The organism is Niastella soli (assembly GCF_017742245.1).
Classification (GTDB): domain Bacteria; phylum Bacteroidota; class Bacteroidia; order Chitinophagales; family Chitinophagaceae; genus Niastella; species Niastella soli.
Map to the genome: position 1 here is coordinate 930,844 of NZ_JAGHKO010000001.1, position 25,636 is coordinate 956,479.

Annotated in this window: 31 protein-coding genes; 10 read left to right on the forward strand and 21 right to left on the reverse strand. The window is 44.8% G+C overall.

Going from position 1 to position 25,636, the window contains the following annotated elements; genetic code table 11:
* Both J7I42_RS03585 and J7I42_RS03590 read right to left on the reverse strand, forming a co-directional pair.
* Complete coding sequence (locus J7I42_RS03585; RefSeq protein ID WP_209137399.1) at positions 1-219, reverse strand: hypothetical protein; 219 nt, start codon at positions 217-219, stop codon at positions 1-3.
* Between the two features lie 150 nt (positions 220-369).
* Positions 370-1,185, reverse strand: coding sequence for a PLDc N-terminal domain-containing protein (locus J7I42_RS03590; RefSeq protein ID WP_317196225.1), 816 nt, complete (start codon positions 1,183-1,185; stop codon positions 370-372).
* 251 nt (positions 1,186-1,436) lie between these two features.
* Between J7I42_RS03590 and J7I42_RS03595 the strand changes: the two genes are divergently transcribed.
* Complete coding sequence (locus J7I42_RS03595; RefSeq protein WP_209137401.1) at positions 1,437-2,711, forward strand: hypothetical protein; 1,275 nt, start codon at positions 1,437-1,439, stop codon at positions 2,709-2,711.
* Positions 2,712-2,775: 64 nt separating this feature from the next.
* On the opposite strand, the gene J7I42_RS03600 is transcribed toward J7I42_RS03595, so the two are convergent.
* From J7I42_RS03600 to J7I42_RS03615, 4 genes are all read right to left on the reverse strand, one after another.
* Positions 2,776-3,249 (reverse strand): Dps family protein, encoded by a 474-nt coding sequence (locus J7I42_RS03600; RefSeq protein WP_209137402.1) that lies wholly within the window; start codon positions 3,247-3,249, stop codon positions 2,776-2,778.
* A 12-nt stretch (positions 3,250-3,261) separates the two neighbouring features.
* A complete protein-coding gene (locus J7I42_RS03605; RefSeq protein WP_209137403.1) occupies positions 3,262-4,116 on the reverse strand; it encodes a pirin family protein in 855 nt (284 codons plus the stop codon).
* Positions 4,117-4,188: 72 nt separating this feature from the next.
* Entirely contained in the window at positions 4,189-4,701 is a 513-nt protein-coding gene (locus tag J7I42_RS03610) for a DinB family protein (protein WP_209137404.1), read from the reverse strand.
* 95 nt (positions 4,702-4,796) lie between these two features.
* Positions 4,797-5,498 (reverse strand): acyl carrier protein, encoded by a 702-nt coding sequence (locus J7I42_RS03615; RefSeq protein ID WP_209137405.1) that lies wholly within the window; start codon positions 5,496-5,498, stop codon positions 4,797-4,799.
* Between the two features lie 520 nt (positions 5,499-6,018).
* Between J7I42_RS03615 and J7I42_RS03620 the strand changes: the two genes are divergently transcribed.
* Positions 6,019-6,717 (forward strand): carbohydrate-binding family 9-like protein, encoded by a 699-nt coding sequence (locus tag J7I42_RS03620; protein ID WP_209137406.1) that lies wholly within the window; start codon positions 6,019-6,021, stop codon positions 6,715-6,717.
* A gap of 4 nt (positions 6,718-6,721) precedes the next feature.
* Here the strand turns inward: J7I42_RS03620 and J7I42_RS03625 are convergent, their stop codons facing one another.
* From J7I42_RS03625 to J7I42_RS03645, 5 genes are all read right to left on the reverse strand, one after another.
* Positions 6,722-7,027, reverse strand: coding sequence for a hypothetical protein (locus J7I42_RS03625; RefSeq protein WP_209137407.1), 306 nt, complete (start codon positions 7,025-7,027; stop codon positions 6,722-6,724).
* A gap of 130 nt (positions 7,028-7,157) precedes the next feature.
* On the reverse strand, positions 7,158-8,267 hold the full coding sequence (locus J7I42_RS03630) for an aminotransferase class I/II-fold pyridoxal phosphate-dependent enzyme (protein ID WP_209137408.1): 1,110 nt from the start codon (positions 8,265-8,267) through the stop codon (positions 7,158-7,160).
* A gap of 40 nt (positions 8,268-8,307) precedes the next feature.
* A complete protein-coding gene (locus tag J7I42_RS03635) occupies positions 8,308-8,814 on the reverse strand; it encodes a DinB family protein (protein ID WP_209137409.1) in 507 nt (168 codons plus the stop codon).
* 33 nt (positions 8,815-8,847) lie between these two features.
* Positions 8,848-9,273, reverse strand: coding sequence for a VOC family protein (locus tag J7I42_RS03640; protein ID WP_209137410.1), 426 nt, complete (start codon positions 9,271-9,273; stop codon positions 8,848-8,850).
* A gap of 97 nt (positions 9,274-9,370) precedes the next feature.
* The gene (locus tag J7I42_RS03645; protein WP_209137411.1) at positions 9,371-9,580 is read right to left on the reverse strand and encodes a hypothetical protein; all 210 of its coding nucleotides are present in this window, start codon (positions 9,578-9,580) and stop codon (positions 9,371-9,373) included.
* Between the two features lie 255 nt (positions 9,581-9,835).
* On the opposite strand from J7I42_RS03645, the gene J7I42_RS03650 reads away from it, so the two are divergent.
* Complete coding sequence (locus J7I42_RS03650; protein WP_209137412.1) at positions 9,836-10,822, forward strand: GlxA family transcriptional regulator; 987 nt, start codon at positions 9,836-9,838, stop codon at positions 10,820-10,822.
* A 745-nt stretch (positions 10,823-11,567) separates the two neighbouring features.
* On the opposite strand, the gene J7I42_RS03655 is transcribed toward J7I42_RS03650, so the two are convergent.
* Positions 11,568-11,906: an ArsR/SmtB family transcription factor gene (locus tag J7I42_RS03655; protein WP_209137413.1), complete on the reverse strand. Its 339-nt coding sequence runs from the start codon at positions 11,904-11,906 to the stop codon at positions 11,568-11,570.
* A 301-nt stretch (positions 11,907-12,207) separates the two neighbouring features.
* On the opposite strand from J7I42_RS03655, the gene J7I42_RS03660 reads away from it, so the two are divergent.
* Both J7I42_RS03660 and J7I42_RS03665 read left to right on the forward strand, forming a co-directional pair.
* The gene (locus J7I42_RS03660; RefSeq protein WP_209137414.1) at positions 12,208-12,600 is read left to right on the forward strand and encodes an SWIB/MDM2 domain-containing protein; all 393 of its coding nucleotides are present in this window, start codon (positions 12,208-12,210) and stop codon (positions 12,598-12,600) included.
* Between the two features lie 411 nt (positions 12,601-13,011).
* Complete coding sequence (locus J7I42_RS03665; protein WP_209137415.1) at positions 13,012-14,619, forward strand: L,D-transpeptidase family protein; 1,608 nt, start codon at positions 13,012-13,014, stop codon at positions 14,617-14,619.
* 55 nt (positions 14,620-14,674) lie between these two features.
* Here J7I42_RS03665 and J7I42_RS03670 read toward each other — a convergent pair whose 3' ends face one another.
* The 4 genes from J7I42_RS03670 to J7I42_RS03685 all read right to left on the reverse strand — a co-directional run bounded on the left by J7I42_RS03670 (position 14,675) and on the right by J7I42_RS03685 (position 17,890).
* Positions 14,675-15,136, reverse strand: a complete 462-nt coding sequence (locus J7I42_RS03670) for an SRPBCC family protein (RefSeq protein WP_209137416.1) — start codon at positions 15,134-15,136, stop codon at positions 14,675-14,677.
* 6 nt (positions 15,137-15,142) lie between these two features.
* Positions 15,143-16,111, reverse strand: coding sequence for a ligand-gated ion channel (locus J7I42_RS03675; RefSeq protein ID WP_209137417.1), 969 nt, complete (start codon positions 16,109-16,111; stop codon positions 15,143-15,145).
* 62 nt (positions 16,112-16,173) lie between these two features.
* A complete protein-coding gene (locus J7I42_RS03680; protein ID WP_209137418.1) occupies positions 16,174-17,235 on the reverse strand; it encodes a WG repeat-containing protein in 1,062 nt (353 codons plus the stop codon).
* A gap of 190 nt (positions 17,236-17,425) precedes the next feature.
* On the reverse strand, positions 17,426-17,890 hold the full coding sequence (locus J7I42_RS03685) for a hypothetical protein (RefSeq protein WP_209137419.1): 465 nt from the start codon (positions 17,888-17,890) through the stop codon (positions 17,426-17,428).
* Between the two features lie 172 nt (positions 17,891-18,062).
* Between J7I42_RS03685 and J7I42_RS03690 the strand changes: the two genes are divergently transcribed.
* The gene (locus tag J7I42_RS03690) at positions 18,063-19,079 is read left to right on the forward strand and encodes an alpha/beta hydrolase (protein ID WP_209137420.1); all 1,017 of its coding nucleotides are present in this window, start codon (positions 18,063-18,065) and stop codon (positions 19,077-19,079) included.
* A gap of 1 nt (position 19,080) precedes the next feature.
* Complete coding sequence (locus J7I42_RS03695; protein ID WP_236065389.1) at positions 19,081-20,100, forward strand: pectinesterase family protein; 1,020 nt, start codon at positions 19,081-19,083, stop codon at positions 20,098-20,100.
* 26 nt (positions 20,101-20,126) lie between these two features.
* On the opposite strand, the gene J7I42_RS03700 is transcribed toward J7I42_RS03695, so the two are convergent.
* The 4 genes from J7I42_RS03700 to tsaA form a co-directional block, all read right to left on the reverse strand.
* Complete coding sequence (locus J7I42_RS03700; protein ID WP_209137421.1) at positions 20,127-20,885, reverse strand: LytR/AlgR family response regulator transcription factor; 759 nt, start codon at positions 20,883-20,885, stop codon at positions 20,127-20,129.
* A gap of 33 nt (positions 20,886-20,918) precedes the next feature.
* Entirely contained in the window at positions 20,919-21,989 is a 1,071-nt protein-coding gene (locus J7I42_RS03705; RefSeq protein WP_209137422.1) for a sensor histidine kinase, read from the reverse strand.
* A 14-nt stretch (positions 21,990-22,003) separates the two neighbouring features.
* Entirely contained in the window at positions 22,004-22,825 is an 822-nt protein-coding gene (locus J7I42_RS03710; RefSeq protein ID WP_209137423.1) for a hypothetical protein, read from the reverse strand.
* 105 nt (positions 22,826-22,930) lie between these two features.
* Entirely contained in the window at positions 22,931-23,347 is a 417-nt protein-coding gene (gene tsaA / locus J7I42_RS03715) for a tRNA (N6-threonylcarbamoyladenosine(37)-N6)-methyltransferase TrmO (protein ID WP_209137424.1), read from the reverse strand.
* 309 nt (positions 23,348-23,656) lie between these two features.
* Between tsaA and J7I42_RS03720 the strand changes: the two genes are divergently transcribed.
* Both J7I42_RS03720 and J7I42_RS03725 read left to right on the forward strand, forming a co-directional pair.
* Positions 23,657-23,839 (forward strand): hypothetical protein, encoded by a 183-nt coding sequence (locus J7I42_RS03720; RefSeq protein WP_209137425.1) that lies wholly within the window; start codon positions 23,657-23,659, stop codon positions 23,837-23,839.
* Positions 23,840-23,960: 121 nt separating this feature from the next.
* Positions 23,961-24,350, forward strand: coding sequence for a response regulator (locus J7I42_RS03725; RefSeq protein WP_209137426.1), 390 nt, complete (start codon positions 23,961-23,963; stop codon positions 24,348-24,350).
* A 172-nt stretch (positions 24,351-24,522) separates the two neighbouring features.
* On the opposite strand, the gene J7I42_RS03730 is transcribed toward J7I42_RS03725, so the two are convergent.
* Positions 24,523-25,032 carry a GNAT family N-acetyltransferase gene (locus J7I42_RS03730; protein ID WP_209137427.1) on the reverse strand — a complete coding sequence of 170 codons (510 nt, stop codon included), beginning with the start codon at positions 25,030-25,032 and terminating at the stop codon, positions 24,523-24,525.
* 102 nt (positions 25,033-25,134) lie between these two features.
* Here J7I42_RS03730 and J7I42_RS03735 point away from each other — a divergent pair, with 102 nt between their 5' ends.
* Positions 25,135-25,623, forward strand: a complete 489-nt coding sequence (locus J7I42_RS03735) for an acetyl-CoA carboxylase biotin carboxyl carrier protein subunit (protein WP_209137428.1) — start codon at positions 25,135-25,137, stop codon at positions 25,621-25,623.
* Positions 25,624-25,636: the final 13 nt, after the last annotated feature.

The following is a 25,636-nucleotide window of genomic DNA, read 5'->3' on the forward strand; positions in this document are numbered from 1 at the left end:
TTATATCGACCAGTAGGGTTCCCTGTCCGGCAATAGCGGACCCAGCTCCAGCAAATTGGGTAAATGACGAAAACTTATATCAACTGACAAAATGGTTTCCGGTGTCACATCACCGTTAAAAGGAGTGAGGAGCCCGGTTACGGCATCTTCGTCCAGATCGCGCAGCACTGTCAGCTGAACAGCCCGGTATAAATAAATAGCTGCCCATATCTGGTTCAAATGCCGGCACCTGGCCGGTTAGTTCGGGTTTTCCCTGCTGAATAAGGTCCTGTATAAATTGTTCTAATTGCACGCCGCCAAAATACGCTGTGATTATGAAGACAGGAAGTAAACAGGATAATAATTTGTCACCGGTAGCGCTGTGAAATCTTATTTGCTTACCACATTCATTTTCCTGGCTTCCTCTTTCGCTTTATTGATCCATAATTGATTGCCCCTTCGTTCACGCGAGCTTAAATGCCGCCCCTCATATATCATGGTATCCAACACCTGTCTGGCCTCTTCTTCCCGACCGCCCCTTAATAAAAAGAGGGCGTAATGATACCTTGCTTCAAAATAGGCAAAGCGGCCATTCATGGTCTTAAATTCTTTTTCGGCCTGCTCTTTATTACCGGTTTCTTCCAGTGCTATAGCATATAACAGATGGGCTTTGGACCGGGCAAACTGGGGCGAGCTATACATTTTCCTGGCAAGAGGCAGCATCTCTGCAAAACGGCCAACATTGGCATAAGCAAGGATCAGCTGCTTCAACACATGTTCGTTCTCTGTAAAAACACCGGTGAGGCTTTGCTCATACAATGAAATGGCCTCCTTTGTTTGGCCTGCTGCCAAATAGGCATCTGCCAGGGCTACCCGATTATGAAAGGTATCCGAAAACCGCAATTGTTCTTCCAGCTTCCTGATGCTTCCACCCGGATTGAATATTGAGCTTACGCCGGTTGTTACATTATTAAGCTGGCGGCCACTGACCATTTCGGTAAAAATATAGATCAGGGCTCCTACCACGGGCACGCACACGATGATCCAGATCCATTTATTCTGATTCCCTTTTCGCATACAATGAATAACACAAATGGCTTGCAACGCAACGGGAATGTAATACAAGTAGCTGTTTCCAAAATACATAAGCAGTATAGGGTTCGTTTTTTCTGATCTCAAAAATATAATTCTTTCGCTTCTATGCATAGTTTTTTAAGCTATAGACCTAATACTTCGCATATGTTATATTTTTTTTGAATTTATAGGTTTGGGGATGCGCTCAACCAGTTTGATCACATAAACTTCATACCTGTTTAATATTCCGCGCAGCTGCCAACAGTCGCAGCTTTTTGTTGAAAAATAAAGCCCCATACGCGATAGTACCTGGTTTACAGTTGAGGAGTCTATATCCCTGGTCAAACTAATCAACAATATTTATTTAACCTAAAAACAATCCTGTGAACGTACGTATCTATTGTATGGCTGCAATAGCAGCTACTGTATTGCATGCCTGCGTAAAACAATCGAAGCCAGCACCCACCGACGAAGCCACCACAAACAAGGCAACCCGGTTACCGGTAGAAAATGCTGTAGCCGCCAATGTTACGGTTACCTATACCGATGAAAGCAGCTTTGTTAGCAGCCTTTCCTCCTACGGTTACAAAACACCCGACCAGTTGAGCCTTAACCGGGTTGGTACCAGCAGCGGCTATACTTCAGCATATGGGTTTAACATTCCCGCCGCCAACCAGGTAAAAGGGTTTAAATGGAACGATGGTGATGAAGGCACTACTGAATGGCGTCCTCAGGGCATAACCGGTTTTACCTGGGGGTCGAAGAACTATTTGCTGATCACCTGGTATGGCATTTCACCAGATGAAATTGCCGGTGTGAACAATCAACACAAAGGGGTGCGGGTTTCCCTGGTTGATATTACCAGTATGAGCAACATCACTTATCGCCATATTTTATTGGTCCAGAACAAAGCCAATATGTCGAACAGTGCGTTGTATAAAGCTTCTAACCCTTATACCCAGCTCGATGCATATGCACCAGTAACCATTCATGGTGGTGGCATTGCCTGTTATGGCAGCAAGGTGTATGTGGCTGATACCAAACTGGGCATTCGGGTTTTTGATGTTACTAAATTTATATCCGCGGCGGGTGATGATACGGAAACCCGTTGTGGCAAGGAAACAGATGGTACGCTGAAAGCATTTAATTATGCTTATGTTTTACCACAAACCGGTTATTACAAGATCACCAATGCATCGCCTTTCTCCTGTATTGAAACAGGTACCGGAACTACGGCTTCTGATATCATGCTTTGGACTGGTCAGTATATTGAAGCCAGTGAAACAACCGTACCTAAGGTATATGGCTTTCATTTAAATTCATCCGGACAAATTGTTACCAGTCCGGCACCGGAGGTGATCACCCCCATTGACAATGACAATACCAATGTAAATGGCATTCAGGGAGTGTACAGGGCCGGCACAAAAACCTTTATGTCTACAACCGGCAACAGCAGCTACGAAGGTTCAACTGCCCGTCTTACGCGGTATAACGATGGCGCTGCGGCTGGTGTTCGCTATCGCTGGCCCCATGGCGCCGAAGATCTATACCTTGAACAAAGCACGGGTTACTTGTGGAACCTGACCGAGTATGAGACCGTGAAGTATGGAACAGACAACCGGTGTGTGTTTGCCGTGCGGTTAACGGATTATGATTGATTAAAAACAACAGTGCCACGGCTTTGAGCCGTGGCACTGTTTATTCCTACCATTATTAGTTCCGTTACCGAAAGTGAGCTCTTAACATCCAGGCCATGGTCTCATGCTCTTCCATCAGCCCGGTAATAAAGTCGCTGGTACCAGCATCCTTAAATTCATTGGCAAAGCGGTCAATGTTTTCCCGCATGGAAACGATGATGGTCTCATGATCTTCCAGTAATTCGCGAATAAAACCGAGACTGTCATTCTTCTCCCGGCTTTGCTCTGTGAGGTGAGTAAGCTGTAAAAAATCTTTCAACGTACCAGGTGCGTAATGTCCCAGTTTACGAATGCGTTCAGCTACTGAATCCATGATCTCATCCAGCGCCTCGTACTGACCTTCAAAGAATTTGTGTTTGTCGTGGAAATCGGGGCCTTCTACATTCCAGTGTGCGTTACGGGTTTTGGTATACAGCAAAAATTCATCTGCCAGTAAACCATTCAAAATGTGCGCTACAGCGGTTAGATTTTCCGGTTTGATCCCAATGTTAGGTTGCATATGTAATGTTATTTAATAGCTTAAACTTCCAAATTGTCCGTTTTTATAATCATCCAGGGCCTGTTCTATTTCTTCGGTCGTGTTCATTACAAAGTTATCTTTGGCAGCTACGGGCTCGTCCAACGGTTCGGCACTTAAAAATAAAACCTGGGCGTTTTCAGTAGCAGCTACCTGAATGTCTCCGGCTGTTCTATCAAATACTACGAGGTTGTGCATCTCAACCGGCTGGTCATTTACCACCACCTTTCCTTTTACCACATACAGCAAGGTCCAGTAATCGGGCGTGGCATTCAATTCAATTTCCCTGCCAGCCTCTATTTCACCGATCATGGAAATAATAGGCGTAAAGTTTTGTATAGGCCCGGTTTCACCGTTATAGTCACCACTGGCCAGCCTGAACTGAATGCCTGGCTGATCAATTACCCGGGGCAATTGTTCGGCAGTAGCCGCCTGGTAAAATGGCTTGTCCCATTTATTGGCTTTGGGTGCATTTATCCAAAGTTGAATAAGTTCCTGCACGCCTCCTTTTTCCAATAACTCATCAGTGGGCCCTTCGCTGTGCAGGATGCCGCTGCCGGCAAACATCCATTGCACGCCACCTGCTTTTATTGTTTCATCATTGCCGGCATTGTCACGGTGAAACCCTTCACCCTGCAACATAAATGTATACGGACTAAACCCCCGGTGTGGATGCGGATGGATCCTGGCATGCTGTCCGGGCTGATAAGTGACCGGTCCGGCATGATGTATCACAATAAATGGGTTGGCAAATCGAAAGTCTTTATGGGGAAGGGATTGCCGCACGGTCTCTTCTTCGGTGATATTCTTTTCGCGGCCATATAGTATATGATCAATCTTCTTTTTCATCTGTCGTATTCATTATATAATACCGCCGGTAAAACAATACGCCCTTATTCCGTTAATCCGGTAAAGGTATTCCTAATTTTTAGGTTTCAGATAAATAAGCTGACCATAATGTGTGCTCTGGTGATTGGTCCTGTTCATCAGCACATTTAATTTATTACGGTTAGGTTCTTTGGCAAAGTCCTCTGCAGAAACGGAAGTATGTTTATTGAACCATTCGTCAGGCTCAGTGGCGGCAATGGCAGCCGACAGCTTTGCATTCACCTCTTTCCAGTATTGTTTCAACTCCTGTATAGAAGGAATTTCCAAACCAGATTTGTCGGGAGTGGCCAGGAAAGGTTTGTCCAGCTGCGGATAGGAACGTTCGCCAAATCCTAACAAAGGCAACATTCTATCGGTAACGGCTGTTAAATGACCCAATAAATAAACACCGGTGTTTCTACCGGGGGCGGCTTCGGCCTTTAATTGATCATCAGTAAGGTCATCAAATATTTTGGTAACCTGATTAGTGGAGGCGTTCCAGGCATCAACCACCATTTTTATAAATAGTTCTTTGGTAGCCTGGGGAGTTAAGGCAACATCATTCATTGTTGAGCTTTTATATTGTTATTAAAAATAACAATAACCACCCGGGCTGCCGTTTTGTTTAAATTAATTAATTCAAAAATTATACAGATTTACGGTTAATCAATACCCAGGTCGTAGCCCAAATGTTTTTCAGGGGTCACCTCCTTAATATCAACACCAGCTATATCGGCAATAATGTGATCTATCACCTGTTCCACTTCCTGCTGGCTTGTTCCATTTTCCTGAATAATCGTACTGTAATTGAGTGTTAAGATCATTCGGGCAAAGTCGGCCAGAAAGGAAGGCCTGAATACTGTTCTTGCAGAATCGAGAAGGCTTGAAAAGAAATTTATCAATAGGATACCCAGCACCGGCAGTACATACAGCCAGCGGGTATAATTAAACCCGTTCACCATTACCAGGGAAATCACCAGCGTTCCAATAATTAACAGGGCGCCTGTGATTTTCAACACGGTGCTCCATATAGGGACCAATACCAGCGGCGGCAGCTTTACCTGCATTTCCTTTTCCAGTTTACGGTAGAGCGATCGCCGGTTTGTTATTGGAAAAATATCATTCAGTGAGGCATCGAGCTCAATCACATCTTTGGGTATATTGAATTTGGTGGCGAGGGTATAACGGAGTTTGTAAAATAATTGCTGCGTTCTGCATCTCATGCTTTGCCGCCCCTGAAGGGTACGCCACACAACGTTATGAATATCGCCCACGGTAGCTATTTTCTCCGCTTCATAATTGGAAATAGTGATACCGAATGCATTTTCTACATTCACGAGTATCTCTACGGAATCGAGTCCCATAGTTAGTTTGGTTGTTTAAGGGTCTACTGTGAAAAGGGTCAAAGCACTAAAGATAAAAAATAAGCACTTTCGTACCGGCAAGGCAGAAAAATTTTACAAATTTAAGTTACAAACCACCGATAAATACCCACTTGTTAGTACGGGAGTAGCATGCTGTTTCCAACCCTGCGTAATACGCGAAAACGGGCTAAAGTGTTTTTATTGTTTTGTGCCCTGCCGGCGGTGCTACCGGAATGGGTGGCATCCTGTGGGGGAGTGGTCAGGAAGTGGTCTGGATATTGTCTGGCAGTTGTCTTGGGACCAGCTCCATGAGCATATCCTGAGCACCCGTAGAGCACCCTGAGACAATATGCAGGCCATTATGCTACCATTACACTACTGTACCAGCACTGCATCGGGTGCTACCGGGATAGGTAACAAGGGCACAAGCAGCCGCCTGCTCCCTACCATCCGTAAAACAATCTCTTTATACAGAATCGGGCTGGCTTCCTTAACTTGTTAGTCTTAAGGTAACAAGAACATGAGATCACCCGCTTTCCTCTCACTGATAACAGCATTGCTTATTTATGAATGGGCAGGCGCTCAAACATATACCGTAAAAAGGATTCCTGAAAACACATTGGAAATAACGGGCAGGGGCGATAGCAAAGCATGGGAAAAAGCTACCAGACTGACAGACTTCTCTTATCCCTGGGAGCAGGAGAACGCGCCTGCTACGTCATTTGCGGCCCTTTGGGATGGAAAATGGTTGTACTGTTTATACCAGGCAACAGATGACTCCATTATTACTCCGGTGATCAAAAACAATAAGATGGATGCCGGCGCCGCTGACCGGGTGGAGATCTTTATGGCCCGCGATACTACTTTACTGCCTTTCTATTACTGTCTTGAAATGGATGCTGCCGGCAGAACGCTTGATTACCGCGCATCGTTTTACCGTAAAATGGATTATACCTGGTCGTGGCCAGGCAAACAATTTTTAATTAAAACAGCTACTACTACAAATGGGTATATTGTTGAAATTGCCATCAGTATACAATCACTCAACGACCTGGGACTTTTACCGAACCAGCGACTGTTGGCCGGTTTGTTCAGAGCAGAAAGAAAGACCGCAGCGGGCGGATACAATGCTTTTCACTGGATCAGCTGGGTAAAGCCGAATGCCACACAACCCGATTTTCATATTCCCTCGGCATTTGGCGTATTGGTCCTGGAGTAAGTGATCAAATAATATTATGTAATAACTGGCCAGCCTGGCTCATATGCCGGGCGTAGAGGATCTTGTCGACATACCCAATATATACTGATGAGCCATCGCTCAGGGTATAAAAATAGATGTGGATGCCACTGCCTCTGTCTCCATCTGGTTCACCAAACAGGCTTACCATGTCATCGTACTTCATATCGGCCTTCAGGTTGGCGTTAAAGTATTCAATGGAATCCTTGTCAGTGGGTTCGTTCTCCTTGTGTTTTTTGCAGGCCGTCAATAGCAGGCCACTTAGTAATATGGCCAAAAGGAATTTTCCCATAAAGCATTTTTAATTGGGGCAATCACTACCTCATTAAATTTACAAAAATAAATGCACAATGGGGGTGCGGATGGTATAACAGCGAGCACTAATGTATACTATTAAAATTATCAATCATCAAGGAGGGCAGCTACCGTTTACTTTCTGCAATGGCCTGACTAATATGTTTCAATCCCTGTTCAAAAGCCGCTTTGTCCAACCAGCCAAAACCTATGCGCATATAGGAATCAGGCATGGAAAACCAATGACCAGCGCCTACCATGGTCTTGTATTTTTGTGCCAGTGTTTCGTAAAAACGGGCAATGTCAATTGTCTCCGGACTCACCAAACGCGGGAAACAGACAACGCCCCCTTGTGGCAATACATATTCCAGGGCGGGCTCCTGTTGCAACCAGGCACATAATACCTCAAAATTTTCCATGGCCCTTTGATTAATAGTCTTCGCAAATTTTTCTTTTTGCCGGTAAAACTGGGTGGCCACCTCTTCGTCCAGGGCCGCATTACTGATATAGATCATTTCCTTTGCCCCAAGAAACTGTTCCATCAGATCAGCATTCCGGGTTATTATCCAACCAATTCTTAGTCCGGGTAAGCCAAATGCTTTTGATAAAGAAGATACGCTGATCACCCGCTCGCTTAGGGAAGCCACTACCGGGTATGGGGTGGTAAAGCAGGTATCACGGTAGGTTTCATCAACCAGCAGGTAAATGTTCCGGTTTTCAACCAGGGTCACCAATGCCTGTAACTCTGGTTGCGTCATAACCATACCGGTTGGGTTATGCGGTGTGGTAATGCTGATGAGTTTTGTTGCGGGGGTTATGGCTGCTTCAATAGCCTGCAGGTTCACGCGCCAGTTTTCTTCCAGTTGCAGATCAATGTAACTGATTGCACAACCAATGGTTTCCGGCACTTCAATGTTCGGTGCGTAATTGGGCCGTACTACTATCAGGTGATCGGCTGGGGTAAGCAGGGCCGTATTGATGATGAATAGGGCGCCGCAGGCGCCATTGGTGAGCAGGACCTGATCGGGATGCAAAACACCTGCTTCCGAGGCCAGCATTTGCCTGAGCTGCGGGTTCCCGCGGTGGGGAATATATTCCAGCTTCAGTTCATTGAGCTGAAGACCCAGTTCGCCGAATGTAAGGTCTGACACAGAGCTTTCGGCCATATTGAACAGGACCTTATCATAGCCTCTTTCTTCGGGCGATTCCTTCTCAATTGGCATTCTTTTGTATAGCATAGACAGGCGGTTTATTCCTCTCTGCTAAAGTACCTGTTTCTTAAACGCCTACCAGTTTTTCGTTTATATGCTTTACCTGATTGGTGTGGCGTTGGGTATGAAAGATCACAAAGTAGATCAGTTCCAACCGGGTGGGTTCACCAAAGATGGGCATATGACAGGAAGTAGTAAGATCGAGCGTTTCTATGGCTTTGCCAATTTGTTCGCGGCCTGCTTTAAACGTATTGATCAAACTGTCTTTATCGTGGGGTTCTTCTCCCGGAATAATAAAATCGGGTGATTGCAGTTTGGTGGTGAAGTCCAAAAAAATGGAACGCAAGTTATTTACACCTGCATCCACTGGCCGGTTGGTGGGATACACAGGACCATTCAATGCCATTAACATGCCTTCATCTGACTTGCAAAGATGCTCCGTAACCTGGGCAGCTGTCCAGCTGCCCAGGAACGGAACGGTATTTATTTCATCCTGGCTTAAACCAGAAACAATATCAAGATAGGCGTTGGTAGCCGATTCAAATTCCTGCAATAAAGCTGTTGCTGTTTTCATAATACCAGGTTTAATAAATACGTGTAGGAGATATTATCTTGCGTTTGTATCGAAATTGATCATCCAGCGAATGCCGAATTTGTCTTCACACATTCCAAAATAGGCGCCCCAGAAAGCGTCGGCCATAGGCATGGTAACTTTACCACCGGCTGATAACCCGTTAAACAATTTATCAGCTTCCTCTTTACTGGCAGGTGCCAGGCTCAATTGAATGTTATTTCCCGGAACAATTTTTCCCATTTGTTCGGGCACATCGCTACCCATTAATACGCTGCCGCCGGCAATTGGAAGTGAAATGTGCATGATCTTATTATCTTCATGGTCGGGTCCTTTATATTCTTTGGGAATGTCTTTGAAACGCATAACCATTGCGAACTCACCACCAAAAACTGATTTGTAAAAATTGAATGCTTCTTCGGTGTTGTTGTTGAAGTTCAAATAAGGATTCAATGCTGGCATGTTCTTTTATTTTAATTGTTTAGAAATATTATAAAGTTATTATTCCAGGAAGTAAACCGGCGTTTAAGTGTGATAACTATTTATTACATATTCTGCCTTAGTCAAGCACTGTGCACAGGAACCCTTTTTCCATAACAAGGGTCATCACTTTTTCTATCCGAAGGTTATTGCCTTCTACCCGCAGGACCTTGTCACAATCGTCCAGGTCGAAATTTATTTTGCTGCCGGGAAAGTGTCTTCGCAGTAGATTCACCAGCTTTTGAGCTTCTGAAAACTCCTGTACATTCGTTTTAAAAACCTCAATCATAGTGCATTCTTTTTTGTTAACACTAACCACCTGCCGCAATCGTATTCAAAAGTACATGCACTCATTAACTTCAAAAGGGTGTAAAAGCGACCAACTAAGGGGTTGAATGCGACAATTGTTTTTTATCTTTATAAAGGGGAAAGCTACCATAAAACGCTGTTACTATGTCCTTAACTTTTCACCCTTTGTCTTAGTAAAATCCTAGTCCGTCGGAACTGCCCTTCATGAGGTCAGAAAAAAACAAAAATTTACAGCATGAAACATGTGTCAATCCTGATTCCGAAAGGGCATACCAGCCTGGTGAATATTGAGGGAACACACCAGATACTGTCTGAGGTAAACAACCTGCGTACCAGTATGGGGAAAGCTCCCTTGTTTGATATTCAAATGGTTGGGCTCTCAAAAGAAACCAGTCAGCGGGAAGGGTTATTCACAATTAAGCCCGATTGTTTGTATACAGATGTTGTAAAGACCGATCTGATCATTATTCCCGCCATCCATGGTCAGTTCAACAAAATAATAGAAGCCAATCAGGCGCTCATACCCTGGATTTTGCATCAGTTCAATAATGGGGCCGAGGTGGCGAGTCTTTGTATTGGTTCTTTCTTTCTGGCAGCAACCGGTTTGTTAAAAGGCAAACAGTGCGCCACTCATTGGCGTTTCGCCAATGAGTTCAGGGCCTTATATCCCGATGTGGAACTGGTAGATGACAAGATCATTACCGATGGGGATGGTATATATACCAGTGGCGGAGCTTATTCTTATTTGAACCTGCTGGTGTATATGATTGAAAAATATGCTGGCCGGGATCTTGCCATTCTTATAGCCAAAGCGTTTATGATTGATATTGACCGCACGCTGCAATCGCCATTCATCATTTTCCAGGGACAAAAAGCCCATGAAGATGAAACGGTGAAAAAAGCGCAGGAGTATATTGAAAAGAATTTCGAAGAGAAAATAACGGTTGACCAACTGGCCGGCACCTTTGCGCTTGGGCGTCGCAGCCTGGAACGCCGGTTCAAAAAGGCCACCTGTAATACCGTATCGGAATACATTCAACGGGTTAAGATTGAGGCTGCCAAGAAGGACCTGGAGACGGGCCAGAAGAATGTGTATGAGGTCATGTATGATGTAGGGTATAGTGATGTAAAGGCTTTCCGGAGCATTTTCAGGAAGATAACGGGGCTCTCGCCTATAGAGTATCGCAATAAGTACAACAAGGAGTTGCTGGTTATGGATTAGGGTTTAGTTGACGCCCCGAATGAAACACAAAAACCCACCCCTTCCCCTCCCGGGAGGGGATCTTAATAAACAAGCATTAACTAAACGACATTGATTGCCCATTGCCCATTCACAGTCCACGCAGCGAAGGACCGGATTTCACGTCTGCCGTTTGCCGTCTGCCGTTTGCCGACATGAGGCCCGAACTTCGGAAATCCTTTCACGTTTGCCGTCTGCCGTTTGCCGTCTGCCGTCTGCCGACTTGTATTTCCCTATTGCCTATTGCCCTTGTGCCTCGCCCCGAACGAAACACAAAAACCCACCCCTTCCCTCCCGCAAAGCGGGAGGATTTTAATAAATAAGCATTAACTAAACGACATTGATTGCCATTGCCCATTCACAGTCCACGCAGCGAAGGACCGGATTTCACGTCTGCCGTTTGCCGTCTGCCGTTTCTCGACATGAGGCCCGAACCTCGGAAATCCTTTCACGTTTGCCGTTTCACGTTTCACGTCTGCCGTTTGCCGTCTGCCGACTTGTATTCCCCTATTGCCCATTGCCTCGCCCGCCGGAGCTTTAGCGTAGGCGGGCCGTTTGTCGAGGATGTGAGTAAATTGTGAATTGCGAGCAGTAGTGGGAAGAAGCCCACCAATTGTTGTGAACTCAGATATTCGGAAACCCACTCACAACTGACAACTCACCACTCACATTTAGTTCCTCACTCAAATGCGTCACCCAAACACACAACCAATTTTACCTACAACCACTACTTCTTTCGGGCCGGCTTTTTCCTGGGGCTCTCTGGTGTATCGAGGAAATTTTCCAGACTCTCTAAGCGCTCTGTCCATATTTTCCGGTATTGTTCTGCCCAGTCAATAACCTCTGTAAGCCGCTCCAAACGGGCCTCACAGAAGCGTTCACGCCCAAACTGTGTAATTACTACCAACCCACACTCCGTAAGCATTTTAATGTGTTTATAGATGGCCGTACGGCTCACTTCAAAGTTCTCAGCCACCGCATTTACGTTCAGTGGCTGCTGGGCTATCATGTTAATTATCTCCCGCCGGGTGGGGTCGGCTATTGCCTGAAATACGTCTCTACGCATAGTTTTAAATAGGAAACCTTTAGGTTGCAAATATAATGCAACCTTAGGGTTTCATAAATATTTTTCTTATAAATAGCAGGGAAAATGGGGGTATTCTTAAAAAAGGAGTGTTATGTTTGCAGCAGCTTTCTTAAATTCACCAAGGGAAACGGCCCTGCACAGGCGATGAACAAAAGGATTTTAACAGCTGAATATTGCGATAATTCTCTTGTTATTTATAAATTTGAGTATATTCACTTTGATTTACTTTCAAACTATAATTCAAAAACTTTCATTATTCACTTTTAAATTTTAAAACACTATGGCAAAAACAGCTAAGAAAGCTGCTAAAAAAGCAGTAAAAAAAGCAGTAAAAAAAGCCGCTACTAAAAAAGCAGCTCCTAAAAAGAAAGTAGCAAAGAAAGCAGCTCCAAAGGCAGCAAAGGCAGCTAAAAAGAAAACTGCCAGAAAACCAAACGCTGCATTCATGGCTCCGCTCAATGCCAGCCCTGCTTTAGCTGAAGTTATAGGTAGCAAACCTTTACCAAGAACTGAGATCGTTAAAAAGATCTGGGAATATATCAGAAAGAACAAGCTGCAGGACAGCAAGAACAGAAGAATGATCAACGCTGACACTAAGCTGAAACCACTCTTCGGTAAAGATCAAATTTCAATGTTTGAACTGGCTAAAGTGGTTAACAAACACGTGAAGTAGTTCGTATATGCGAATTGAAGGAATTAGAACTTTTACAGGAAAGATGGTGGGTTTTAATCCTGTAAAAGAACCGGGTTAGTAAGTACTTTTCTTTTTTCAAATGATCTCTCCTTCATTTCTCTGGCCGCAAAAAATGGCCCTTCAAAGGATCAACAGGGCCTTTACATTATTCCTCATAGGAAATTGGTAAATCTGGTCACATTGAAACTATACGATTGCAACTCCATAGTTACTGCATTAGCTGTCAATGACCATTGCAACGTATACATTTACCTTCCATAGACGTTCAGAACTTTCAATACGGGGTTTACGGATATAACTGGCAGTTAAAAGGCAGGCTATTAGGAGCGCACACCAGTCATATTCCTGAACCCCTTTTTCATTGTATTATACCCCATTAGAATAGCCTTTATGCCAAAAAACATTTATTTCATAGCCCTTTGCCTATTGTGTATCTGGGGTTGCCGGGAATCTGCATCCAAAGCAGGTGCCAATAAAAAAGATTCCATTAATAAAGTTGTGCAGGATGCCGCCCATGAGATCGCCGGTAATTTCAGCGATCAACGCAGCCTGCGATTTTCTGCCAATCGCCTCGATTCATTTTTTACCAGGTACGACTCCCTGCGCACTTTTCAAAAAGACCTCACCACCTTTTACACCGAACGCAATTATGCCTTTGCCTGGTATAGCGACAGCGGTTTAACCGAACAGGCCAGCCACCTGTATGTGCGTTTGGAAAACCTGCCCGAAGAAGGGCTTAACCTGGTCTTGCCTTATAAGCATACACTCGACAGCCTTATAAACGCAGCCAATACCCAAACCCTTGAACAAAAAAGCGAAACGGAACTGTTGTTGACATCCCTTTACTTTTTCTTTGCCCAAAGGGTTTGGGCCGGGTTGGAAGAAAGCGCCACCCAAAAGATAGACTGGTTGATGCCCCGCAAAAAGCTTTCCTATAGCGCATTGCTCGATTCTGTATTGAAACAGGGCAATACCGCCAATGTTAAAGAACCGGTTTACCGGCAATACAACCTGCTAAAAGAATACCTCAAAAAATATAAGGCCATCCCTGCTTCTTCCACCACCATCAGCTTGCCCGGGAACAAACCCATTCGCCCCGGTGACACCTCACCGGAGATCGTAAAACTGCGCAAAAAGCTTTTTCTTCTCGGCGATCTTACCAACGCCGGCGACACCAGCTCCGACACCTATGATTCCACGTTATTGACAGCTGTTAAACGCTTTCAAAGAAGACATGGCCTCTCGGAAGATGGTATTGCAGGCGCTGGCCTGATAAGGGAACTGAACATCCCTGTCCCCCAACTGATTGAAAAAATAATGGTGAACATGGAACGCAATCGCTGGTTACCAACCGATGTACGTGGCCGGTACCTGGCAGTAAATATTCCCGAGTTTGTGCTGCACGCGTATTATGATGATTCGTTATTGTGGAATATGAATGTGGTAGTAGGCAAGGATGTGAACAAAACGGTGATCTTCGCCGGTTCCATTAGCCAGGTTGTTTTTAGTCCTTACTGGAATGTACCCGCCAGTATTTTGAAAAAAGAAATTTTACCAGGTATTCAAAAGAACCCGAACTACCTAGAAAAAAACCACATGGAATGGAATGGTCCTGACGTTCGCCAAAAACCCGGTCCGTGGAATTCCCTGGGCCAGGTAAAATTCCTGTTCCCCAACAGCCATAGCATTTACCTGCACGATACGCCTTCCAAAAGTCTTTTTCAGGAAAGCAAACGGGCCTTTAGCCATGGTTGTATCAGAGTGGCCAATCCAAAGTTCCTCGCCCAGTATATCTTACGTGATGACGCTGCCTGGACGACAGACCGGATCAACAAGGCCATGGCCAGTGGCAAGGAACAATATGTGGCGGTTAAAGACCCCATACCGGTTTATATTACCTATTTCACTGCCTGGGTAGACAGGCAGGGCGATCTTAACTTCAGGGAAGATATTTATAAAAGAGACGCACAGCTTTCAAGCCTGCTGATGAAGCGTTAAAAGGGCAGGAAGCGAATAAAAAGGCCCCGACGGCATAAACACGTCGGGGCCTTTTTTATTTAAATATGCGTTCTATAGCGACTTTACGGTACCTGAACAACGCCGCCAGCTTTTTACGCACCAGCAAGAAATGGGCGACATTGCCCATCGGCCCAAACGGCAGTTGGTACTTCACTTCATCCTTCATCAGCACGCCATTACCGTTTGGCGTAAAAGTGTGGGTATGTTGCCACAACTTATAAGGCCCCCTTACCTGGATATCGGTAAAGGAATGCGGTTTTTGCACCTTAACGATCTCGGTTTGCCAGTGCAGTCGAATACCAAACAATGGCTTCACTTTATAATCTATCAACATACCGGTATAGATCTCCTGTCCTTCCCCCATAGAAGTAAGGGTTTTGAAATCCATTTCCGGCGGGGTGATCAATGCCAGATTATTGGGCGATGAAAAGAATGCCCAGGCGGTTTGTATGTCAACAGGTAATAACTGTTCGGCATGTAAATAAAAAACACCCATTGTTTATTAGCTATTAGCAGCGTCGTGAATAAAATAAATATTCAGTGTTACATAGATCAACAACAATACCTGGGCCATGATCATATCAAAACGGCTGGCTTTTTCTACCTGTCCCTTTTTAACCAGTCGCAACGACCAGGCCGTTGAGGAAACTACTGAAAAAATAAAGAACAAGGTCAAGCCATGCAGGGTATCAACCAGGGTAAAGGAGGTTGATTCGGGTAAAGACGAGTCGATGATATACTTATTACCAATTACGGCAAACAGCGCCCCCACACTTAACCCAAACCTCGAATCCATACCATCGGAATGAATATAGAAACACACATACGCGATCAGAAAAGCGATGTACATACCCAGGAACAGCTTCCAGAACATATCCATAGCTTCCCGGTGTACGCTGAGGCGCACTTTAAAGTTGCTATATTCGGTACGGGGGGTTGCCAAACGCTCATCCCCAAAAGCAGTCTCATACACTTTTTTACCGGTGGCAATAATGCAACTATCGATCGTCCAGCCGCTCATGGCAAAACGCTTGTCAAAATGATCGCCCACAGTATCGGCCACAAAGATCAGTGAGCGGGAATCGTATTGCGAATTTTCGATGGAGAACCTGAGCTTTTGTTTATCAAAGGGGAAATTGGCGATCTTCCAGGAATCTTTCATTACACATTGCAGCTTCATTTGCATATAGATCTGATCGCCAGAGCTGTCGATGGTAACAAACGACTTGGTCACTTCTTTAGCGCCTGGCACTTCCAGGTTGTCGTAGAAGTTGAAATCGCGGTTCCTGTACTTCAGCCAAAGCCATAAGTTAACAGAAAACTCTTTGTCCTTGAAGTCGATATCATGAATGCTGGTAATATAAATGCCCGCGGAAACAGTATCTGGTTTTTTATCCTGGGCAACGGAAGAAACGGAGGCTAAACATATACCTATCAATAACAGGTAGTACGGAATAAATGGGTTTTTCATCAGGTAATTTTTCAAGGCCGAAGATAAAAAATCAGCCAGGAAATTACAAGGTGTGCCGGGGGTTATCCTTTCAAATAATCGATCACCGTTTGAATATCATTTTGTACATATTTATCGTTGTACTTTTCTATTCCGTAACCGTAAAAACCAAGCGCAATGGGTATGGTTGGCGTTACCGGGGCGCCTTTACTTATGAAATTACCGGCTTTTGCAATGGTCACATTCAACACCCACAAAAAGGCGCTGTATTGCTCCCATTTTTGCTGATAGCCAGTGTCGCAATGTGCACATTGGTACAGATCATTGCCCTGATCGTGTAGCTGCTTTATAAACACCGAAAAAAGCAATTCCTGGTCTACAAAGCCAACGGGGTTGTTCCACTGAATAAAATTCCGGAACCGTTCATGTTCGCAGGGGCAGCCAGTTGCATACAGATCGGCAATCAATTGTTCGCAAGCTGCCACAAATTTTTTCTTCTGCCGGTTGGTCTCATTCAGGTGGTCCAGGTTATTATTCCATTTCACCGCACCGCCAATGGTCAGCTCCCCTTCGCGGTATTCTTCCCCCTCCAGTACCTGCACCGTTACGGCATTCCGGTATACCCGCCCAATGGATATATATATTTGAGGAACAACAATGTTACCTGCTTTATCAATCAACCCCCAGGTGCTCAGGTCACCAAATGCGGCATAGCCTTTTTCAAAGTTGGTGAGCGCCGGGAACTGGTAATCGATCACCAGCTTACCCTGTTCATCAATGGCGCCATGCAGGTCTTTTTCGTTCCTGACAATGGCACGGCCATTTGAGAACTCATCGGTATAGTGGAATTTCGGCACAATCACTTCCTCCCCGAACAAATTGATGAACCCCCACTTGTCGTTGGTCATTACCCGAGCCAGGCCTTCCGTAAAATTGCCGTACGACTCATACTTATTGCTAAATGGCAGCACCTGGTTGCCGGTTGTATCAAAGTAAGCGGTATAATTTCCTTCCGTTACCGTAAACAGGCCATCTGAGGGGTGGGCCACAAAATCGTAAATGGCAGGAATAATAATTTCCCCATCAACCGTTTTGATGCCCATTTTGTTATGCTCGTAAAACTGGATATAGTCTGTTTGTTGCATACGTTATTTTATGTTGCGTGAGCCGTGAATCGGCAATCCTGAATCGGCAATCGGCAATTTTGGCCTCGCGAATTCGTGAAACGTGAAATAAAACCGGGGCATCTCACTGCGTTCGATGGCGACACGCGTAGCGTGAAGCATGTTACTGTATTACATTGTCTTCCGTTTGCCGTTTGCCGTCTGCCGCTTCCTAGAACCACCTAAAATACGGCCTGCTGGTAAATGGTGAAAAATGCCAGGGTATTGAAAAGAAAATTACCGCCAATGCAATAGTAAACCAAATGGCCATTGTTTTGAACCGCTGCTGATCGGTGGTTTGCTTTTTGGTTTTTGCAGAACCAATGGTCAGCAATACAATAGCCAGTACCATCATGGTAATATGTTCCATTCCAAAGAACCGGATCTCACGCTGGTGCACTGCCATTTTAAAATTATTCATAAAATACCGTACCGTTGGGCTGATGACATACAGCCAAAGACCAAGTACCAGTTGCAGATGCGCGGTGGTAACCGCTACCATCCTGCTGGTATTATCACTTTTTAAAAATGGCTTTTTCTTAAACCAGCCGCTGTATGCCCGAACAATAGCTATCAGTAAACTTATTAAAACCAGCCAGCGAACCAGGGAATGCAGGGTCAATAATGCGTAATACATGATACAGGTGTTTTCAATACCAAACTTTACTTAATATGTTGTCTTGAGGCAGGGTAATAAAAACCTAAAAATAAGGAATACGAAATTTTTAACCAGTACGACCATATTTCAAACTCCGCCAAAACCCCAAATCGATAAATTTGTACAACTACTATCAGCTAAACTTTGTTCAATGGTCAGGAATTGCTTTGCTACTATAGGATATTTCATTTGTACCTGTCTACTATCTATTTTCTCATTGGCGGCCTATTCGCAGGCGCAGCATGTAGATGGGTTTTCGAGCACCCCCGATACTTCGTATACCACCTGGAGCGCTTTTGTAAATACGCGCAAAACCCATCCGGAGATACAGATCGTGCCAGAGCTGAAATCAAAATCGATTGCCGAAAAAAGAAATATCCAGTATATACACGCAGGTGGCAAATACGTCCGCTGGATCGATGCTTTTTACCCGGCCGGCAAGTCAAACGAAAGACATCCTGCCATCGTGATCATTCATGGCGGCGGCTGGCGTTCGGGCAACCGCACCCAACACTATCCGCTTGCCCAACACCTGGCAGCCCGGGGCTACGCTTGTTTTACCCCCAGTTATGCTTTGTCAACCTATGCTCAATATCCCGTAGCTATATACGACCTGAAAGAAGCTGTACGCTGGGTGGTGCGCCATGCCGATAAATACCATGTAGACACTTCCAAAATAACTGTATTGGGTTTTTCGGCCGGCGGTGAACTGGCAGCCATTCTTGGTACCACGGTAGATAATCTCAGATTTGTGCGACCTCAAAACAAGTTGAAGATACTAAAGGTAGAACCCATACATGCCCTGATTGATATTGACGGCACCCTGTCCTTCACCCATCCCGAAACCGGGGAAGGCGACGATAGTAAAAAGACCTCAGCCGCTACCTATTGGCTGGGCTATTCCAGAAAAGACAGTCTGGCATTATGGAACGAAGCCTCGCCACTTACCCATGTGGGCCCGCATACACCGCCAACTCTCTTCATCAACAGCGGCGTAGCCAGAATGCATGCCGGTCGTGACGATTTTATCAAAGTGCTGGACCAATACAAGATCTATTCCGAAGTAAAGACCTTTGAAAATGCCCCGCATTCGTTCTGTTTGTTTGATCCCTGGTTTCAGCCAACCGTAAACTATATTGATGATTTTTTAAAACGCGTATTTAAATAAGATGAAACAGCTTGCCTTTCTGCTTTGCCTAACCATCATGGGCTTTACCACCTTACAGGCACAGACCGCCAATCCACAACAGTATAAATATGTTTTCACCGTTGCCAAAGATGGTACGGGCGATTACAAATATATTCAGGACGCCATCGACGCCATGCGGGTATATCCCCTGGCGCCCATTACCCTTTATATAAAGAATGGCGTATACAATGAAAAAATTGAACTGCCTGCCTCCAACACCGATGTAACATTTATTGGGGAAAGTGTTGATAAAACCATCATCGTCTTCAATGATTATTCAGGCCGCGGCAAACTCACCACCTTCACTTCCTATACTGCCAAGATCTGCGGTAATCGCTTCCGGGCAGAGAACATTACCTTTTCCAACTCAGCAGGTCCGGTTGGCCAGGCAGTGGCCCTGCATGTGGAAGCCGACAATGCCCTATTTGTAAACTGTCGCTTCCTGGGCAATCAGGATACCATTTTTACCGGCGGAGAAACAGCCCGTCAACTTTTTGTAAACTGTTACATCGAAGGAACCACTGATTTTATATTCGGGCCAGCCACCGCTGTTTTTCAGAATTGTGAAATACACAGCAAAACCAACTCCTTTGTTACCGCCGCCAGTACAACCCAGGGTAAGAAATTCGGGTATGTGTTCTTAGATTGTAAACTGACCGCAGACAGCAGCGCCACCAAAGTATTCCTGGGCCGGCCCTGGCGGGCGAATGCCAAAACCGTTTACCTGCGCTGTACCATGGGTAAACACATTGTACCGGAAGGTTGGAATAACTGGGGTAACACTGCCAATGAACAAACTACCTTTTATGCGGAATATAAGAGCAGCGGTCCAGGCGCTGACATCACCAACCGGGCCAAATGGAGCCACCAACTTACAGACAAAGAAGCCGCCAATTATACCCTGAACACTATTTTTAATAATGAAGGAGCGGCGTTGCCGGTAAATGTGAAATGGTATCAGGAGCAGGGAACAAGGGCGTTTGTATGGCCGGTGAAGTGAGTTGTGAACCCTGTCACCTCTATCAACTACTTATTCAACCACCCCTTAAAATCACCCGCCTTCAGGCGGCTGATGATGATCTCTTCGTAAGACTCGGGCTGAATGATGAGTTTTAATTTCCCATCGAACCAGGTGATCACTTCTTTAACGGAGGTATAGTTTACAATGAACTGCCGGTTTACGCGGAAAAATGTATCGGGCGATAATTGCTGTTCCAGTTCATCGAGGTTGTTCTCTATAATATAATCAGCGCCATCAAAAGTTTTGATGTAGTGCACCCGTTCCCGGGTGTATGCATGCGCTACATTGCTGGCTTCTATGGAGAAATAACGGCTTCCCTTTTTAACCAGGAAACGCGTCTTGTATTCCTTTTCTACCTTTGGCTGTAGCTGTTCAATAAGCGCAGTAAGATCAACAGGTTTTATGGTATTTTGCTGGGCTTTGTATTTATCCAGTGCAAAGTACAGTTCTTCTTTTACCAGCGGTTTTAACAAATAATCAATGCTGTTGTATTTGAACGCCTGGATAGCATATTCGTTAAAGGCCGTTACGAAAATGATATGACTGGTCACCTCTACCTCTTTGAAGATCTCAAAGCTCTTCCCATCGCCCAGTTCAATATCGAGCAGCACCAGATCGGGTGAACCATTTTCTTCGAAATACTTAACGGCACCCTTTACCGTATCCAGGTAGGCTTTTATTTCTATGCTGGCATCATATTCCTTTACAAAGCGGGTAAGGCGTTCGGCGGCCAAGGCCTCATCTTCGATAATAACAACAGTCATATAGCTTGCACTTTATAACCAAAGATAAGCATGTTAGCTGGGTAAAGCCACTGCTTCGTACACACTCTTTTCAATCAATGGCAGCACAATCCTGAAAACCTGGCCATCATCGGTAATGCAAAGCTGCTCTTCCTTCTTCAATAACTGGTACCGGGTTATCAGGTTGGTCAACCCGGTCTTTTCAGATGGCTCGGGTGTACGCTTGCGTTGAATGTTGTTGGTGATGATCAAATTGTGGTTCCTATCGTTTGTAATGGTAACATACAGCGGTTTTTCGCGCGACACCACATTGTGCTTTACCGCATTTTCCACCAGCAATTGCAATACAAAGGGCGGCAACAGATAATCGTATTCCTTTTCATCAATATTGACCTGCATTTGCAGGGATTCGGCAAAACGGGTCTTTAACATCAGCACATAGGAATGCAAAAACCGAAGCTCATCCCGCAAGCTGGCCAGTTCGGTCTCTTTTTTACTGAGGAGGTACCGGTAAACAGCTGACATTTCCATAACAAACTTTTCAGCCCGTTCGGCATCCGTTCCTATCAACGAGGCCAGGGTATTCAAACTATTGAAAAGAAAATGAGGCTTTACCTGGTCTTTTAAAAACTGGTACTGGCTATTCAGGTTTATGCGTTTCAGGCGTTCTGATTCGGCATATAATAATTTCCAGTTCTGAATATAATAGATGCCTTCGTACAAACCCATTACGATCAATGTTCCCCATACGTTCAAACCTACCATAAACAAATAGTCCCAGAAAAGCAGGTTCCATTTTATATTCTTCATTGGGAAATAGCCTACGGCAAAGGTAAATGCTTCCTGCAGCGCAGGCACTATTATCAGAAAGGGAATACCTATTCTCAAAGCATATAGCAGCCGGCGCCTGGTATTGGTAAGTCCTGCATGTTTTTTACGGCTACCCACAAAAATTAGCCGGGCACTTTCTGCAGTGATCAAAGAATAGAAGGCACACACCAATAGTACCATCAGGGCAGAACGCAAATCGCGCATGTACATGCCCATAAAGAATATTACCACAAATACATAGATAACAATGGGCGTATACAGCCTTATCTTTTTTTCAGTCATACTGCTTCCCATATTGGTTTACAAATTTAACGCACCCATCGCAACACCTGTAACAGCAATTTCCATCCATCCTTCTTATGGCCCCAAACGCGCAGGTAATTTTCTTTATTGCCATGGCGGTCTACTATCCCATATGCGTAAAACAGATCACCGGCAGCTGATAAGGCGCCCCCCATGTATTGAAATTGAAGATCGGCCGGAATTTGTTGCAAACCGGCCTTAATGTCTTTTGCCGTATGTAACGGAGATTGGTCCTGTATGTTAAACCACGACCCGTTGGTAAGGTAAGGTAAAAAGGCCTGCCTGCCATTGTGCTGAAAGTGGGTTATCAGTTCCTGTTCAACCTGTTGCCAGCCTGTTGCCGTGGTGGCCGGCAATAACCCCGTTTGTTCGGTCTGCTCCCAATTCTTTTGAAACAGGGATGGTTTATAGGGCATGCCCAGGTCTATTAATACCTTCCATTGCCCTTGTTTGTTTTTTACCCAAATGCTGCTGTAGTTACCACTTTGGTTTACCGGGCCTGCCGGAACATCATGCTGTTCAAACGGGCCGGTGGAGAAGCCCATTTCGCCTGAAGCGGCCATACCCGTATAAACCGGTTTCCAAAGCAATAAGCCGCCGTTATCTGAAAGGTTCTTCCAAAAAGACAGGGCATTATGACTTTGCCCTTTATAAAAGATCAGGCTGCTGCTGTCTAAAAATTGAATGAAAGCTTTTTTAGTTCCACTGTCCTTAGCCATTTGCGCAAATGCCTGTTCAGCAATGGCTATTTCACTTTGTGCCTTTGCGTGAAAGTAAAAGCCAGTGAAGAGCAGTAACCAGGTAATTTTTGTTCTCGAAAAACTCATGTGATTGGATTTAACATCCAATGCTACAAAAAAATGCAGGTTAATGCCTGCCGTGTTGATCGAAATGCCGGATAAGCGTACTGAAATGCAGTTCCCCGCAGCGCATTATGCATCGGTCGATTGATCAAGCACCGGTTTTATATCAACCACTGGGGTGCCATCGATGGCCTCCAAAGGGCCAACCAGTAATTTATTTGACTGTAATTGCCGGATAGTTACCCGGTGCAACCCCAATGGATTTGGCCTGTCGGGCGAGCGGGTGGCAAAAACACCGGTTATAGGATTTGTGATCTCACCCCGAGGGTGCACCTGTAATACATTGCGTTTTGACTCGTGAAACCAAGTAATAAGGATCACCTCATCCCCAGTCGCCAAACCTTCCAGGGCCGTTTGTACTGCCTGATCAATTTCAATCCATACGTCTGGCGCGCCTTCATAACCTTGTCTGGGGGCTTTGGAACGGTTGGTAATTGGTGACCGGACAAAGCCGATGGGTTGTATTAAATAACTGGTATTTGACATAGTGGTTACCTCCTTCTCAAAAATAATACAATGTCACAACTACCCCTCGCTTTATCATGACCTTACCCATTTGCTACCGTTAACGAGTGATATATTTTGAATATAAACGCTTGCCCGTTATGGTCAAAGGCCTTCAAACGGACAAGACTACTTTACAAAAGGCGTGGAATGCTGATGGGGAGCCGGTTCCACAGTTTATATTTCATTCTACAATTATAACGGGTTGTACCAGCTTTCATCAAACGGTTTTAGCAGGTACAAACTTTGTACTATAACCAAAACCTATTGTGTATCCTAGAATTTGTGTGTATGCAAGAAATCACCACTTCAGACTACTTAATGAACCTGCACAAACTATATATGGCAGAAGTTGGGAAGTTTGTCAAAGCATTAAAAGAGAATGCGCCGCGTAATGAGCTTATCGTTATTAGAATGCAAGTTAAAAAATTGCTTGCCGAGATAAGAAGATATCCATTATCAGGAAATAAGTAGTTACCATTAGATTCCCCATTTTCGTACTCATTTTCCACAAAATCAACGTGTTACAGTCTGGCCCAGGATTTTCATAAGTAGGGTTGATAAATTTGATCTTGACCTTAATTACGTTAAAACTATGAAAAATCATCAATCAACAATAGCCTTAGTAGACGATCATGCCCTGTTACGCAAAGCAGTGAACTACCGGTTAACTGGTATGGGATACAATGTGGTGATGGAAGCAGAAAATGGGCAACAATTCCTCGATAAATTGGAAGAAGATAAATCATCCTCACCTGATCTTTGCCTGCTTGATATCAATATGCCGATAATGAATGGCTTTGAAACAGCCGCTCAATTAAAGAAAAAATGGCCCGCCATAAAGATCATTTTCTTTTCAATGAATGATGGAACCGGATTTAAGAAAAAGGCGAAGGAGTTAGGGGCCGATGGATATATTTGCAAGGATGCTTCTTCTGAAGAATTTAATAACGTATTATATGCGTTACTTCCACCTGCGGTGTAAAACGAGGTAGGAAGTAGGAAGTAGGAGGTACGCGAACATCATGCCTCATACTTCTTTCTCTTTCTGCTTATCTCTTGTTTCCTACCTATTACTCTTACGTATTACTCTTACCTCGTACGTCTACCACTTGCGTCTCATTATCTGAAAACATCATATCAAAAATAACGTCTCTTTACCTCTCAATAAGCCACTCAAAGTATACATGAGGCACTGTTTTATATACAATATGGCCCATTTCGGTAAAGCCGCATTTTTCATAAAACCCGCATGCACCGGCCACGCCTTCATAGGCATCAAGCCGTAAAGAATCACCCGACAATGCAGCGGCCATTTTTTTTGCTTCTTCGATCAATGCCCGGCCTACACCAATTCGCTGATAACCCGGCCGTACGGCCATATCAACCAGATAAACGGGATGACGGACCGGCGTAAAATAAGCAGGGTCAATCACCCATGGCCGCGATGCGGTTAACCGCAAGGTGCCTATCACCAGATGGCCGTTTTTTGCCACCAATACCCTCGCTTTATGCATCCCATTCAACACGCCTTTTGCGCTTGCTACTGCACTCCAGTGCCCATGGCCATGTTTCGCCGTGAGGTCGTAAGCAGCCTCGCTAATTACATCTGCAATGCCCGCTGCATCCTCTGGTGTGGCCAGCGCTATCGATACGTTTATATTCACCTGTTAAAAATACGCAATCTGCCGGGATTGATCCTGTAACACATTGCGGCTTTTGTTTTTATGGAATTATTCAATTACTTAAATTACAATAAAATCCTGCCAATGTCTCCTAACGATTCATATAAAATACTGGTCAATGGATTTACCTTCTACTTTACGCCTGCCGATCTGGAAACCCTTGACCTGGTAGCCACTTCGCCCACTGAATTTAATGGGATCAAAAACCACCAGTCAGTAAATGCCCGGCTGCTGGCTCACGATCTGCTTAATAAAACCTTTACCATTGAAACAGGCGGTGAGACCTTTGAGGTACAGATCAGGAACCAGCTCGATCAGAAACTGGAACAAATGGGATTTGGCACCTCAATCAGCAAGCAAATAAAACAGATAAAAGCGCCCATGCCCGGACTGGTACTAAATATTGATGTAGCCGATGGGCAATCAGTGAAAGAGGGTGATCGATTACTGATACTGGAAGCCATGAAAATGGAAAACAGCATTTTGATCCATGCCGATGCCATCATCAAAAAAGTGATAGTAACGGCCGGACAGGCAGTTGAAAAAGGACAGGTACTCATTGAACTGGAATAACATTCATTAACAG